Annotated in this window: 16 protein-coding genes and 1 tRNA gene; 9 read left to right on the forward strand and 8 right to left on the reverse strand. The window is 45.8% G+C overall.

The features are described 5' to 3' along the window. Positions 1-113 precede the first annotated feature (113 nt). Positions 114-824, forward strand: coding sequence for a purine-nucleoside phosphorylase (deoD, locus tag AAA946_RS21510; RefSeq protein ID WP_042495091.1), 711 nt, complete (start codon positions 114-116; stop codon positions 822-824). A gap of 119 nt (positions 825-943) precedes the next feature. Continuing rightward, a complete protein-coding gene (locus AAA946_RS21515; protein WP_445206117.1) occupies positions 944-2,431 on the forward strand; it encodes a transposase in 1,488 nt (495 codons plus the stop codon). 11 nt (positions 2,432-2,442) lie between these two features. Here AAA946_RS21515 and AAA946_RS21520 read toward each other — a convergent pair whose 3' ends face one another. Further along, entirely contained in the window at positions 2,443-3,333 is an 891-nt protein-coding gene (locus tag AAA946_RS21520; protein ID WP_338166790.1) for a DMT family transporter, read from the reverse strand. Between the two features lie 110 nt (positions 3,334-3,443). On the opposite strand from AAA946_RS21520, the gene AAA946_RS21525 reads away from it, so the two are divergent. Then, complete coding sequence (locus AAA946_RS21525) at positions 3,444-3,827, forward strand: DUF3302 domain-containing protein (RefSeq protein ID WP_338166791.1); 384 nt, start codon at positions 3,444-3,446, stop codon at positions 3,825-3,827. Positions 3,828-3,830: 3 nt separating this feature from the next. Beyond that, positions 3,831-4,961 (forward strand): HlyD family secretion protein, encoded by a 1,131-nt coding sequence (locus tag AAA946_RS21530; protein ID WP_338166792.1) that lies wholly within the window; start codon positions 3,831-3,833, stop codon positions 4,959-4,961. A 59-nt stretch (positions 4,962-5,020) separates the two neighbouring features. On the opposite strand, the gene AAA946_RS21535 is transcribed toward AAA946_RS21530, so the two are convergent. Both AAA946_RS21535 and AAA946_RS21540 read right to left on the reverse strand, forming a co-directional pair. Further along, the gene (locus AAA946_RS21535; protein ID WP_338167221.1) at positions 5,021-5,563 is read right to left on the reverse strand and encodes a glutathione peroxidase; all 543 of its coding nucleotides are present in this window, start codon (positions 5,561-5,563) and stop codon (positions 5,021-5,023) included. 158 nt (positions 5,564-5,721) lie between these two features. Then, positions 5,722-6,639, reverse strand: coding sequence for a DnaJ C-terminal domain-containing protein (locus tag AAA946_RS21540; RefSeq protein WP_338166793.1), 918 nt, complete (start codon positions 6,637-6,639; stop codon positions 5,722-5,724). A gap of 592 nt (positions 6,640-7,231) precedes the next feature. Between AAA946_RS21540 and glgC the strand changes: the two genes are divergently transcribed. After that, positions 7,232-8,539 carry a glucose-1-phosphate adenylyltransferase gene (glgC, locus tag AAA946_RS21545; RefSeq protein ID WP_338166794.1) on the forward strand — a complete coding sequence of 436 codons (1,308 nt, stop codon included), beginning with the start codon at positions 7,232-7,234 and terminating at the stop codon, positions 8,537-8,539. 132 nt (positions 8,540-8,671) lie between these two features. Here glgC and AAA946_RS21550 read toward each other — a convergent pair whose 3' ends face one another. Further along, positions 8,672-9,139, reverse strand: a complete 468-nt coding sequence (locus AAA946_RS21550; protein WP_338166795.1) for a hypothetical protein — start codon at positions 9,137-9,139, stop codon at positions 8,672-8,674. 554 nt (positions 9,140-9,693) lie between these two features. On the opposite strand from AAA946_RS21550, the gene yghU reads away from it, so the two are divergent. From yghU to AAA946_RS21565, 3 genes are all read left to right on the forward strand, one after another. Then, the gene (yghU, locus tag AAA946_RS21555) at positions 9,694-10,554 is read left to right on the forward strand and encodes a glutathione-dependent disulfide-bond oxidoreductase (RefSeq protein ID WP_338166796.1); all 861 of its coding nucleotides are present in this window, start codon (positions 9,694-9,696) and stop codon (positions 10,552-10,554) included. Between the two features lie 151 nt (positions 10,555-10,705). Beyond that, entirely contained in the window at positions 10,706-11,533 is an 828-nt protein-coding gene (locus AAA946_RS21560; protein ID WP_338166797.1) for a helix-turn-helix transcriptional regulator, read from the forward strand. 69 nt (positions 11,534-11,602) lie between these two features. After that, complete coding sequence (locus tag AAA946_RS21565; protein ID WP_338166798.1) at positions 11,603-12,193, forward strand: LysE family translocator; 591 nt, start codon at positions 11,603-11,605, stop codon at positions 12,191-12,193. Positions 12,194-12,241: 48 nt separating this feature from the next. On the opposite strand, the gene AAA946_RS21570 is transcribed toward AAA946_RS21565, so the two are convergent. Beyond that, positions 12,242-12,901, reverse strand: a complete 660-nt coding sequence (locus AAA946_RS21570; RefSeq protein WP_338166799.1) for a nitroreductase family protein — start codon at positions 12,899-12,901, stop codon at positions 12,242-12,244. Positions 12,902-13,201: 300 nt separating this feature from the next. On the opposite strand from AAA946_RS21570, the gene AAA946_RS21575 reads away from it, so the two are divergent. Further along, positions 13,202-13,627 carry a universal stress protein gene (locus AAA946_RS21575; RefSeq protein ID WP_338166800.1) on the forward strand — a complete coding sequence of 142 codons (426 nt, stop codon included), beginning with the start codon at positions 13,202-13,204 and terminating at the stop codon, positions 13,625-13,627. Between the two features lie 109 nt (positions 13,628-13,736). On the opposite strand, the gene AAA946_RS21580 is transcribed toward AAA946_RS21575, so the two are convergent. The 3 genes from AAA946_RS21580 to AAA946_RS21590 form a co-directional block, all read right to left on the reverse strand. Beyond that, positions 13,737-14,336 (reverse strand): DUF2913 family protein, encoded by a 600-nt coding sequence (locus tag AAA946_RS21580; RefSeq protein WP_338166801.1) that lies wholly within the window; start codon positions 14,334-14,336, stop codon positions 13,737-13,739. A gap of 63 nt (positions 14,337-14,399) precedes the next feature. Beyond that, positions 14,400-14,483, reverse strand: a tRNA-Leu gene (locus tag AAA946_RS21585). Further along, positions 14,448-14,642, reverse strand: coding sequence for a hypothetical protein (locus AAA946_RS21590; RefSeq protein ID WP_338166802.1), 195 nt, complete (start codon positions 14,640-14,642; stop codon positions 14,448-14,450). The genes AAA946_RS21585 and AAA946_RS21590 overlap by 36 nt, the downstream gene beginning before the upstream one ends. Positions 14,643-14,736: the final 94 nt, after the last annotated feature.

Here is a 14,736-nt window from a genome sequence, read left to right on the forward strand (position 1 = left end):
CCGACAAATTTGTGACTAAACTCTCATAGAGCCCTTGCAGTGCAGGTTAGAATCCTCATCAACAACGAACATAACGTTCAACATAATTAGTTAAAACTTTAGGAGTGACCCCCATGGCAACCCCTCATATCAACGCAAAACCAGGTGATTTCGCAGAGACAGTCCTAATGCCAGGCGATCCACTTCGCGCACAATACATCGCAGAAACCTTCCTAGAAGACGTCGAGAAAGTGTGTGACGTTCGCAACATGTTTGGCTACACAGGTACCTATAAAGGCAAGCGAGTATCAGTGATGGGTCACGGTATGGGTATCCCGTCTTGCTGTATCTACGTTCACGAACTTATCAAAGATTACGGCGTAAAAAACGTGATTCGCGTAGGTAGCTGTGGTGCGGTACGTGACGACGTAAACCTAATGGATGTTGTGATCGGTATGGGTGCGTCAACAGACTCTAAAGTGAACCGTATTCGATTCAATGACCACGATTTTGCTGCGATTGCTGACTTCGGTCTTCTAGAAGAAGCGGTGAAGCAAGCACGCATTAAAGAAGTACCGGTTAAAGTAGGTAATATCTTCTCGGCAGACCTGTTTTACACTCCAGAAGCAGATATCTTCGACAAAATGAAGCACCTTGGCATTCTAGGTGTCGATATGGAAGCGGCGGGCATCTACGGTGTTGCTGCAGACCTTGGCGCGAAAGCTCTAACGGTACTGACTGTATCTGACCACATCATCCGTGGTGAGAAACTAAGCTCAGAAGATCGTCAAAAATCATTTAACGACATGATGGTTGTCGCACTAGAAACTGCCATCAACCTATAAAGAATCAAGCCAGCTCTATGCCTGAAGTGAGCTGGCTTTTTTCTAACTCATATATGCAACATCATCGAGCCGCCATATAAGAATAATGGCTTGATGTCACCAAACCATAGGGGGTGAACGTGTCAGAAGGCAAACTGCCGATGGCCGCGGACGGGTTACAGCTCAATTTTTGTAAAACATTGGCGTGTGACAATTTTGGACAAAGTGATGCAAACCTCTATATCCTGCAGCACCGTAACCCCAAACGGCCAGCGATGGTATGCCGCGAGTGTGGCGCGTTTCCCCCCCTACTTAACAATCGAGAAGTGCTCAATGAACTGACTCGATTGAAACAGCATCATCACGAAGGGCTCCCTTCGTGTAAAGATCCGCAATGCGAACACTTTGGTCTGTCGGTACACACCCACAAAGAACTTTACCACTCTTTCGGATTCAGTGGCGATCGCCAACGCTATCGCTGTAAATCTTGCCAAGGTACCTTTGTCGATAAATGGTCTGGTAGTAATAAGAAACTTGGCTTCCAAGAATCGTTACTTGGGCTTTTATTTACCGGATACTCAGTACGCGAGATCTGTCGAAAGCTGAAAATCAATCCGAAGACCTTCTATGATCATATCGATCAAATTGCCAGTCGCTGCCGTCGCAAGCTAGCGGATATTGATGGCCGTTGGATAAAACATACCGACAGTTTCCATCTAGCATCACATTACCGACCATTACAGCCACTCAGTCATAATGGGGTATTTTGGTTTGCGACTTGTGATGCCGAATCTGGCTATGTGCTTTGCCAGCATACCAACTACAGCGCCACTGATGCACAAAGCCCTGTAGAGGATCATGATGCCTACGCTGCTGGTTGTCAGGTTCTACCAAAAAGCTACAGCGCAGAGACCAATCATGAAATCAATACGACTGCGACCGATTTGAAAGGGCAGATTGATATTACTTACCAAAACATCCTCGCTCGCAGCAACGTAGAAGATCCACTCGGCAACTACGCTCAATTCCATTACCCAGCGGTAGGGTCTTTAATAAGAGCGCCGTATACCTCTTATGCCCACTACCTATCCATTCTAGAAGCGCTTAGCAGTAAGTCCGATGAAAACGGTAAGCGTGTCACCGTGTATATGCCGCAAGATCCGGTGCTTCGCTCCGCTGCACTGAGTGTCTTTCTTGGCGAGATCCAGAGTGGCAATGTGGAGTTAATGTATGTTGAGCAAGACGAAAAGTGGCAAGACACACAATCATCAGAACTGATTGATGTGGTGTTGATGGGGTGGTGGCGCGACCGTTGGGCAGTTACCCATCAACCATCAGGAGCCAGTAAAGGCGTCTGTTATCTGGCGGGGAATAACCCGAATGTTTCCTACTGGTTGCAAACGGCATCGACCAAGCAAGTCACCTTTTATCAAGACCGTTTCCACTTGCTGTTCGAAAGTTTTGTCAATGAACCAAGACGAAAGCTCAGACCGGCGGGCATTCATCCATTACTGGATATTTTCCGTGCTTGGCACAACTTATGTTATCAAGACAAACAGGGACAAACGGCCGCCCAGCGTCTGGGCGTGACCGATGCACCTATGACCTTACGCTGTTTGCTTGAGTAGGCAAAACATTGTCACAAAAAGAACAATGAGATGCCGAGCAGTGCACACAGGGTGCCAATAACACTGCGACGTGAAATGGGCTCTCCACGAACGGCGTAAATAATAAGAATGAATAAGGGGCTGGTCGCAATTAAAGTTTGCGCAATCGCCGGGTTAGCATGCTTAAGCGCGACCTGTTGCAACCAAAGGGCAAGAAACGTACCCACAAAAATCGCTGCCAGTAACCAGCACCAGTTTGCCTGACTCATGCCTTTACTCTGCTCAACCATCTGTTGAAACGGTTTTTTCTCCACAAAACCAATCAACAGTGCCACCGCTGCGACACCGATAGTGAGACGAATCAAAGCCCCTAATAGCGGCGGTAAGTCTCCTTGCACCAACGCAAAATGGGAAATCACAACACCACTTGCCTGACACACGCTGGCAAGCAATCCAAATCCAATACCTGACACACTCGCTTTTTGATTATGCTCATCGGCAGGTTGAAACACGACGGCGGTCACCGCAATGGTTGTGATAATAACCCCTAACCAACTCTGAAACCCCAGCGCCGTGCCAAGCGCCACCAACGCCAATACTCCTGAAAGAGGCGGAGCTAGCGATTCCAATAACAAGGTTTTGCTCGCGCCGATACGTTTGAGCGACGCAAAATACGCACTATCACCAATAGCGATGCCTATGATGCCTGACACGCCTAGTATCCACACATAGCTCGCCTCTAATTGCACATCTGGCATCGGTACGAACGGCATCACCAACAGCATCATCACCGATGCCAAAATACCCTTAATGATATTTAGCTGCATCGCAGAAAAATGATGACTGAATTGACTGTATATCCATGTGGCGATTGCCCACACAATCGCTGCCCCAATCGCGGCAAACTCACCAAGAAATTCCACTAAACCCTCGAATATTTATCAGTTTGCTATTGCATAATACATAATTACAACAAATACTTAACCAGCGTCAATCAACTACGCGATTCAATACTCTCGATCAAGGATGCATTATGTTTTTGGATTATTTTGCTTTAGGGCTACTGGTTTTTGTTGCCCTGGTTCTGTTTTACGGAATCATCGTCATTCACGACATTCCTTACGAAATCGCCAAAGAGCGTGACCATCCACATCAGGATGCCATACATGTTGCTGGATGGGTAAGCTTATTTACTTTACACGCAATATGGCCATTTTTATGGATCTGGGCGACGCTGTGGCGCAATGAACGCGGCTGGGGTTTCCATAAATTGGAAGAAGAGCAACACGATCTACACCACCGCCTAGAAAAGCTCATTGACCAAGTTGGTGCACTAGAGCAAGAAGTTGGCTACCTCAAGGGGAAGCAAACTCAACAAAAAGCAAATGCTAGTCAAGAGCAGGCAGAGGAGAAGTAACCTATGGATTTGTTATTGGTATTAACCTATGCCGCGCTTTGTATTGCCATTTTTAAGATTTTTAAGATCCCACTCAACAAGTGGACCGTCCCAACCGCGGTACTCGGCGGTGTGGTGCTGGTTGGCACCCTCATCTTACTCATGAACTACAACCATCCATTTAGCCAGATAGGTGGTCAGTTCTATACCACCACGCCAATTGTCTCTAGCGTACGAGGCAAGGTCGTGTCGGTTGACGTCGAGGCCAATCAAAAGCTGAATAAAGGTGACGTACTATTTCGCATCGATCCTATTCCGTTTGAGGCCGAAGTCATTCGCGCCAAAGCAGCCTTGGCGGATGCCGAGCAGGATGTATTGCAATTAGAGAGTGTTTACAAAGCCGCACAATCTGACACTATCAAGGCACTTGCAGAGCGAGACAAGGCGGAGCGAGAGTACAATCGATACCAGCAAGGCTTTAAAAAAGGTGCCTTCACTGCGCAACAAGTGGATACGCGCTTACAAACCTTTAAAGCCAACCAAGCCGCACTGGAGGCTGCACAAGCGCAAGAGGAAAGCGCCCGCCTTGCTTTTGAGTCACAAATTTTTGGTGAAAACACCATGGTTGCGCAGCTTAAAGCTCAATTGATTCAAGCTGAGTTTAACTTGCGAGAAACCGTCGTACTGGCGCCAACTGATGGCTACGTCACTCAGCTTGCCCTAAGACCTGGCATGATGGCCGTGCCGTTACCATTGGCACCGCTTATGACCTTTGTTCATACCGAACAAGATTTCTATGTGGGTGCCTTTAGACAGAACTCCTTACAGCGTCTCAAAGCCGGATTTGAGGCCGAATTTCTGTTTAGAGCGTTACCCGGTAAAGTCTTTAAAGGCAAAGTTGTTGAAGTGTTACCCACTATTCCTGAAGGCCAAATCCAAGCCAGCGGCACACTACGAACAACACGAACTCTAAACACCACTGGCCGAGCCATGGTTAAATTAGTGATTGACGATGATATGAGTGAATACGTCCTTCCTACGGGCTCCAATGTGGAGATTGCAGTGTACTCTGACAGCTTCACCCATGTATCGATCATGCGTAAAGTCTTAATCCGCATGAAGAGCTGGCAAAACTACCTTTATCTTGACCACTAAACAGTGAAAACAAAAAAAGCGGCAGCCATATTGGCTGCCGCTTTTTTACAGGTATCCTGTCATAAATTCTGTTTGATCATCGTCGTGATTTTGTCATCCGTTGGTGATGTACCCGTCGAAAACACACCGACAACGTTGCCATCCCGTCCGACTAAATATTTATAGAAGTTCCATTTTGGGGTCACGCCACTTTGCTTGGCAATCTCTGAGAAGACGGGATTCATATCCGATCCTTTCACCGAGCTACGCGCCATCATCGGAAAGGTCACACCATAATCTAAATAGCACACTTTGGCCGTATTCTCTTCGCTGCCTCTGTCCTGATTGAAGTCGTTGGAAGGAAAACCTACTACACTGAAACCTTGGTCTTTGAATTGATTATGAAGGGTTTCGAGCTGCTCGAACTGCCCCGTAAAACCACATTGGCTTGCGGTATTCACGACCAGCAAAACTTTGCCCTGATATTCATCACAGAGGCTGACGGAATCGGTCGAATTGAGCTTACGCTGAGTGGAGTCAAGTAGAGCTGGACAGTTGCTAGCAAGTGCCTCTTTAGCAAAAAGCCCAAACAACAATCCGAGTATCAGTGCTTTAAAAACCATGCTCATTGCCACCTCCTTATCGCGAACTTTTCTTACGGGTAAAGTTAAGAATAGTTCATAGAAAGAAAGCCAGCTATTGCGATTGCTGCTATTTCCAGCCAACAAATAAGCAAACAGCCACACTATTGTGGCTGTTTGAATAGGAAAGAAGATCGCTATTAGGCCAGAGTCGCTTTGAACTGCTCTAAAATATCGCGCTGTTTCTCAGTCAGGTTAGTCGGTGTTTCCACTTGAATTTTAACCAACAAGTCTCCTGTCTCTCCTTTACGGCTCGTCACCCCTTTTCCGGTCATTTTAAACTTACGACCAGATTGAGTGCCCGCTGGAATTTTTAGTTTGAAGCGGCTATCTAGCACATTCACTTCGGCTTCACCGCCTAAAGCCGCAGTCACCATAGACACTTTAGTCAGGCAGATAAGATCATTGCCATCACGCTCCAAGTAAGCGTGCGAGCGAGTAGCGATAGTGAGTAACAAGTCACCCGCTGGACCACCATGAACACCTGGGCCACCTTTGCCAGAAAAGCGGATCTTCTCACCGTCTTTAATTCCGGCTGGAATCTTTACGTTGATCTTTTTGCTTTCACCATTTATCGGCAGTTCAACCACCTTTTCGGCACCTTGAATCGCATCAACAAAATCAACCGTCAATGTGTATTCTTGATCCTGTCCCTTTTCGGCTCTCGGGCGTCCACGTCCACCACGTGCTTGAGAGAAAATGTCTTCAAAACCACCAAAGCCGCCGCCAAAGCCACCACCGCCGAAGCCGCCTCCACGCTGCCTAAATGCATCACCGAAGATATCATCAAAACCGCCACCGCCATGGCCACCGTGACCGCCAAAACCACCACCTTCAAACGCAGCATGTCCAAACTGGTCATACTGACGACGTTTACTGCTATCGGTTAACACCTCATAAGCTTCTTTCACTTCTTTAAAGCTTGCTTCTGCTGCGGTATCTCCGGGATTTTTATCAGGATGGTACTTCATCGCTAGGCGCTTATAGGCCTTTTTGATGTCCTTTTCTGAGGCTCCTTTCGAGACACCTAGCACGCTGTAATAATCTCTTTTCGACATGCTAAAACCTCACTCACTCTCTAACTCAAACATAAAAAGGGCGCACGAGTTGTCGCTACGCCCTGAATCTCGATAAGTTTATGTATTTATGCCCATAACTCAACTTTTTCTTCGATCACCACAAACCTTCGAACTGATGTTTACTTTGATGCTGGTGATTCTCACCCAACAATAAACCAGGATGCATAGCCATGCATAAGCCTCTATGATGCGCTGCGTAACAGTGTTTGAAGTGAAGTCGCATTGACGTTCGGCTTGTCACCGCGATGTCACATAGTTTGTATAGTTTTGCTAGTAAGTTTGTTCAATGTTACACAGCTCTGACGTTTGAATTTGCCCACTTTATCCAATTGGCTTATCGCTCAATTACATCTGATTACCCATGGAATGTGATTGAGCATCAAGATTGCCTCAATTTGATAAAACTTTAGATTTTATGGGCTAGATTGCATAGTCAAGTTCTGTTCTGATAGTAGAAATTTTATGACGTCTTTGAGTGTATTGGTCTTACAAAGCTTATCCATAGAAGGTTAGCAACACATCACACTCCCCCAAAAACGTCTTTTGAGCTTGTTATATAAGGAGTTATACAATGCCGAAGGAAAACCAATATTCCCACATTTCTAGTAACGCGCGTTTGCGTAATACAACTGCGATGATTCTCGCAGGTGGGAAAGGCACCAGACTAAAAGAGCTTACCTCAAATATCGCAAAACCTGCGGTATCCTTTGGTGGTAAGTTCAAAATCATCGACTTTACGCTCTCCAACTGCATCAACTCCGGCATTCGTCGAGTTGGCGTACTTACCCAATATATGGCGCACGATCTGATCAGCCATATCCAATCTGGCTGGCAGTCGTCCTACTCTGCTTTAGGTGAAGGGGTTTATATCATTCCCGCTCAGCAGCGGGTTGGTGAGAACTGGTATCGAGGCACTGCGGATGCCCTATATCAAAACCTCGATCTTATTAAGCGCGTCGACCACACCGAGCGCGTGTTGATTTTGGGTGGCGACCACATATACAAAATGGACTACTCGCGCATGATCAACTTCCATGTTGAAAGTGGCGCCGATGTGACCGTTGCTTGTATTCAAAAACCGATTGAGGAAGCCTCTGAGTTCGGCGTAATGGGTCTCAATGAAGATGGTGACATCATCAACTTTGTAGAAAAGCCTGCCAACCCAACTCCAATGCCGAACAATAAGGATAAGGCGCTCATCTCAATGGGTATCTATATCTTTAATGTAGACGTGTTAGATGCCGAACTGAGACAAGCGTTAGATGATCCAAACTATAAACACGACTTTGGACACAACATCATCCCTAGCCTTATTGGTCGCAAGAAGATCAAAGGCTACGTGTTCACCGAGCGCGGGCACCCTGGAGCGAACGGATATTGGCGTGATGTCGGTCATGTAGACGAGTACTACGCGGCGACAATGGACTTGTTGGCACCAACACCAGAGCTTGATCTTTACGATACCAGCTGGCCTATCATGACCAACCAAGTTCAACGACCTGGGGTGAAGTTCTTATTTAATGACCCACAACGCCGTGGTTTCGCTGTGGATTCAGTCCTTTGCGCAGGCGCTATCATTTCTGGTGGCCAGGTTGAACATAGCCTAGTTTCCTCTGATGTTCGCGTCGAAGACTTTGCGGAAGTGAAGGACAGCGTCCTATTACCGCGCGCTGTTGTTGGCAGTAGCTGTAAACTAAAGAAAGTGATTGTTGCAGAAGGGTGTGTCGTCCCCGATGGCACTGTGATCGGCTATGATCTCGCAGAAGACCAAAGGCGTTACACCGTCACTGAGAATGGTGTAGTGTTAGTTTGCGCTGAGATGTTTGAAACAAGCAATACCACTTCACACCAAGAAAACGCTGAAGCAATTGTTTCTTAAAAAGCAATAGTTTCGTAAAACACTGGCCTGAATGACTTATACATTCAGCGGCTAAGTTAGCGACTGAGAAGTCAAATTAAACTGTTTAAAAAGCAAGTGCCTGTATTGGTACTTGCTTTTTTATTTCACTACTCAACAAGCATTCTTGTAGAGCTTTAGCGCATCATAAAACGCCGCCATGGTGGTGTTGTGAGCTTCAAACAACTCATCGGCATTGACGCGCCCATGAACCGCAGTCAGATACTGCTCGGCAATCGCATCGGTTTTCGCCCGATGTATCTCTATCAACTTTTTACCCGGCGGGGTGACAGCAAGTATCTTTTTGATGCGACCACTCTGTTTGATCTTGGTGGCTGTCAGAAGTTCCGCAGACTCTAATTCACGTACCGCTTTGTTCACTTTCGAGGTATCAGCAAGAAAAGCTTGGCTTATCATATATTGAGTGCATTCCGTCGAATCTTGCTCTGAACATTTGTCGACATATTGAAGGACAAAAAAATTGAACAGCGACAGTTTAGTGTTGGTCGATTCCGACAGGATCTTCTTGAGGTGTTCCGTCACCAAATAACAAATGTATCCATCACTGGGTAGCGGATTCATAACATGCCTGCTCCACAGAATTGAATGATGTACTCAATATAACAGCCAGCAAACGTCAATATAAACAATAATATTTTGTTACACCAATAGTGTGAAATAGCCATGTTTTTGACACTTTTGGACACTATACCGCTACAAATGACTGAATTTTTCAGTTATAGCAAAATATAGCCAGTTGGTCATAATAAACAGGCCGCATCGATAGCATGACTTGGTTATGACCGTCACAGTCTATTCAAGTGTTCTCTCTTTTGGTGCGATTAACCCTTTGAAGGAGAGATTCCTCTTCGGATTGTATTACGGAATTTAATTTATTGAATAACGTTTGGCGGGCAATGATGCCCGCTTTTTTTATTTGGACTAGGTGATCCAAGCAAGCCACTTCAGTTCAGAGACCGCCGAAACATAACCGGTACGTTCAGCACATGAGAGAGCATAGGCATAAGTTATAATTTAAGCTTTACTCAATAATATTGAAGACTTGCAGCAATCCAGCTACGATTTTGAATCAACACGATGGCGTGTTTTGCAACAATATCATGGAGAGCAAAAGCATGACGACTCAATATATCCCGCCGCAAGTTTGGACCCACGATGCCGAAAGTGGTGGTCAGTGGGCCAGTATCAATCGACCAGATTCAGGCGCAAGACACGATCAGGCCCTCCCGTCTGGCCAACACGATCTTCAACTTTATTCACTTGCAACGCCAAACGGGCAAAAAGTAACCATCATGCTCGAAGAGCTGCTAGCTCTGGGCAAGACAAGCGCTGAATACGATGCTTACACCATCAAAATCGGTGACGGCGACCAGTTTGGGTCAGAATTTGTCGCCATTAACCCCAACTCGAAAATCCCCGCTTTACTTGACCGCTCTGGCAGTGAGCCTGTCCGTGTCTTTGAATCGGGTAATATTCTGCTTTATCTGGCTGAAAAGTTTGACGCTTTATTGCCTAAGAAGGCTGAGAAGCGCGTAGAAGCGATGAACTGGCTGTTCTGGCTGCAAGGTTCTGCTCCTTATTTGGGAGGAGGATTCGGTCACTTCTATGCTTATGCACCAGAAAAGTTCGAATACCCAATCAACCGCTTCACAATGGAAACAAAGCGCCAGCTGCACCTCCTAGACGCTCGATTGGCTGACAATCAATTCCTTGCGGGTGATGAATACACTATTGCAGATATCGCCACCTGGCCATGGTATGGAAATCTGGTTATCAACAACCAGTACGAGGCCGCTGAATTTCTAGATGTTGAAAGCTACCCTAATCTGATCCGCTGGGCCAAAGAGATCGCGCAGCGCCCAGCCGTGCAACGCGGGCGCATTGTAAACCGAGTATGGGGAGAGGAATGGGAGACTTTAGCCGAACGCCACAGTGCCGAGGATATTGATGAAGTTCTCGCAAAACAGCCCAAATAAAGTAATACTGGCATTGCAACAAAGTGCACAAGAGAGCTCGACCTAAAGCAAAGCGCCTTAGGTTATGTGATAAGCTCCGCAAAAATTGTGGTGTTGCCTATTCGCACACCGCAATTTATTACAAGGAGTGATACAAGGAACGTTGATTTAAATGTCTAAAGAAGAATTCTGTCACCTGGCAAGCTTTGAGGCATTCGATGGAATGGATGTCATCAATGCACAGTTTGTCGATACCACGTTTGGCAAACACGCACATGGAGAGTTTGTGATTACACTTGTTGACGCAGGTGTTCAGCAATTCTTTCACAAAGGTGCCACTCACAATGCTATCTCCGGTGATATTTGCATCATTAGCCCAGACGAGATCCATACTGGCAGCAAAGGTTGTGAACAAGGGTGGCGATATCGGGGTATCTATCCAAGTGAGCAACAAGTTCGCGATATCTATAAAGAGATGTATTCGAAGGACGGACTGCCAACTTTTCGTGATAGCATCATCTCTGATGACAGGCTCAAAAGACAAATGCATTTGCTACTCTCAACCATTCATAGTGGCGGTGAACAGCTCGAAATAGAGAGTCATTTGGAACTGCTGTTAGTGAAAATGATCTTACAATACGGTTCATCTCGACTAACTAATAGTGACGGGGTAGATGCCAAATCCAATATCATCACCGCCCGGGATTATCTTGCCGATAACTGCACCAAGAAAGTCGCGCTTGACCAATTGGCGCAACTAACTGGCGTAAGCAAATATCACTTAATTCATGAATTTAAGCGCCACTTAGGCGTCACGCCTCATCAATTCCAAGTTCAACAAAGAATCTGCTATTCCAAATCCCTGTTAAAAGCGGGCGACAAACCTGTCGATGTGGCCACAGCGTGTGGATTCCATGATCAGAGTCACTTCCATAAAACCTTCGTTAGCGCTATGGGGATCAACCCAACGACCTACCAACAACAATTTTTTACACGATAACCTCGCTCAAATCGTATTAAATTGACAAACAATAATACCAACAGAATTCCCCTAATAGTTAATTTCACTATGGACAGTCAATTAGCCTTCATTACGATTTGTATAGCCTCAGCCGCATCCCCAGGGCCGGGGATGCTGGCGGTATTGAGTAACAGCTTGAACCAGAATATGCAGCGGACGATTCCGGTCATCCTCGGCATTTCTACGGGGCTTCTGCTCGCTTCAATACTCTCTAACTCTTGGTTGCTGACCTTAGTTCACACTAATGCCCTCGCCTACCAAGTCATGACGGGATTATGCAGCAGTTACATTATCTATTTAGGTTGTCGAGCGCTTTACTACTCGAGGAGCCAAGCGATGATTGAAGCGCGTTCCTATGGGTACAAAAGTGGTGTGTTGATCTCGTTGCTGAATCCGAAAACGATCGTCTTTTTCGGTGCACTATTCCCACTGTTCGTGAAAAGTGAGCAGTATTTTGCATTGCAGGCCGCGCTACTGACGCTTGAATTGGTGGTGATTACCCTGTCTATCCATCTGTTGCTGTCTCTTGCAACAGAAAAGGTCGCACGGTTCTTGAAACGATATGTCGTGACTATTAATCGACTTACAGGGTTATTGTTTATTGCTCTGGGATTAAGTGGATTACTGCTTCAGGCATAAAAAACGGCCACTATGCTAGTGGCCGTTTTTTATCGATTTGATATACGTTTAAAGCACCGTAATGATGTCTTCTTGAGCCAAGCGTGATTTCGGTAAGCCGTAGTTATAATCTTCACCTTCTTTGTGGTAGCCAAGCGCTAGCGCGAAATCACACACGTAACCACCGAGTTCGTCTTCAAATATCTCACCAATCATCTCTGGATCCACACCTTCCATTGGAGTAGACGCAATGCCCATACGCGCAAGCGTGTGCAGTACATTACCCAGTGCAATGTAGGTTTGAGCCTTAGTCCACTGACCGTTGAAACCTTGGTCGTCGGTATTTAGCTCTGCAAATCCAAACGCGCCATTTAGCATTTGATCGTATTTGTCCGCTGGCAAGTGACCAGATGTGACCTCAGCGTCAACAACTCTACGGTAATCATCCTTGGTAAAGTGAGGGTTGTGAGCGAACAAAATCGTGTGTGATGCCTCTTTAGCGTGCGGTTGATTAAACTGATGCATATTGGCAAACGTATCGTGGAAGCGCTGTTTCGCTTCATCACTTTCGATCACAATAAACTTCCACGGCTGAGAGTTGATAGAGGACGCAGATAAGCGGATCGCTTCTTTGATGACCATCATATCCTCAGCAGAAATGCGCTTAGTCGCGTCGTATTTTTTTGCTGTATAACGGGTATTTAGATCTTTGATAATTTGATGAGTCACTGTGCACTCTCCACTCTATGTTCACTTATAACTTGGGGCATCCGAAATTCGATTTTTAATCGTCGTCGCTGTCTCACCCAGTGCCACTATTGGCTGATGGCGCTAGATTAAAGTGAAAGCGTCGCGAGAAAAATAGAAAAATGATCCAGACATTATGGACAATAATACCCATAATCTGCCTATCTCATTTGTTTCACTTCGATTTCGGCGAATTTATCGCCGAACCGCGATCTCATCGACAAAAAAAACCGCCATGAACCGCTATGCTTTTAGTAGGTTTCGCAGCAAGAGAGCGTGGTTATGAAATACAAACATATCCTTGTCGCACTAGAACTTTCCTTTGAAAGTAAGGTGCTTATTGATAGGGCCGTTTTTCTAGCAAAACTGTTGGACGCTGACGTATCCTTCATTCATATCGATGGTAGTCATGGTGAAATTTATCATGAGCTGGTCGACTTAGTCGCCGATCCCGAGCAGAGGCCGTTGACCTTAGAGTCCATGGATCAACTTGATGAGTTCGCCGAATATGCACAATGCACATTGAAGCATTTTATGGTTGGAACCGGGGATCTGGGTGATAAAGTGAAAATCGCCATCGCCGAGAACGACTTTGATCTTCTCATCTGTGGCCATCACCACGATTTTTGGAGCAAATTGGTGTCAGCGTCTCGCCAAGTCATCAACAGTTCACCTGTAGATGTGCTTGTTGTACCACTCGAAGATTAACGGCATAACGTTAAGCCAGCCCAAATATCTCTATGTTTGGGCTCAACCTATCTTTAGCCAACATCGATTGGCCAAATATCATCACCTTTTAGGCCATGCGTACAAGTCGCTACTTATTTAGATTAAGCGAAATTCGCACAAAACTGTCGTCTTCATATTGAATTTGATAGGCGAAGACTTCGTTAGCGTATATCGCACCAAGAAATAGATGCTTCTCTCGCACCGTACCACGAAATAAGATCGAAACATCCGCTATCAGCTGATTCTTACTGCCAAAGTGCGCGTTAAGATCGCCAGATAATACGCACAGCAAGCAGCCATTTTCATCATGGCCCAGATCGACTTGTTCTGGCGTAGACAGTAACGCGGTGGTACCCAGCTTCTTTTCCAATTCACGAATCAACAGCAGGTAGCTGTCTAGATGAGGTTGTAATGCGTCAGGTTTAGCTTCAATGCCAGTAAGCAACACATCTTCCAAGTCCACTTGAGACTTTTTAGCTTGTAAGCTCATTGTTTTGAGCTGCTTACGTATAGATTTGTACTTGTTGCTCTTGAGTTTAGGCTTCAACCAGCGCACCAATAGTTCGTTCTTTTTGTCACGATCAAAATGCTGCGTTTTGCTATCAAGCTTATAAAATTCGAGGTACAAAAGGGCGTGCAGAGACACCTCGGTCAATAGCTGAATTGATTCCGAGTTAGACGTACTCATTTGCTTTGAACTGGATCCTTTGTTCTGCATCGTAGTCTGTAGGTAATATAAGGAAAGGAGTAATGGTGCCGAGAGAGGGACTCGAACCCTCACACCAAAGGCACTAGCACCTCATGCTAGCGTGTCTACCAATTTCACCATCTCGGCATCGATGATACGTTGCTTGCCCGTATCCATTGACGTCCACTCAACAAGTGGATGTCGAAATATTAACTGACGATTTTCGGCTTGTATAGCATTTGATTGGATAAATGCAGCAAAATCAGTTTGTTCGGTGAATAATTCATCAGTTTGAATATTTGACATCCACTCCCCTGTTTTCTTCAGCTTAGTGCAATTTCACCATAAACACGTTACCTGCGCACAAACGAACAAATACATAACTGGGATTTATGTTTAA

Origin of the sequence: Vibrio sp. 10N (assembly GCF_036245475.1) — a bacterium.
Taxonomy (GTDB): Bacteria; Pseudomonadota; Gammaproteobacteria; order Enterobacterales; family Vibrionaceae; genus Vibrio.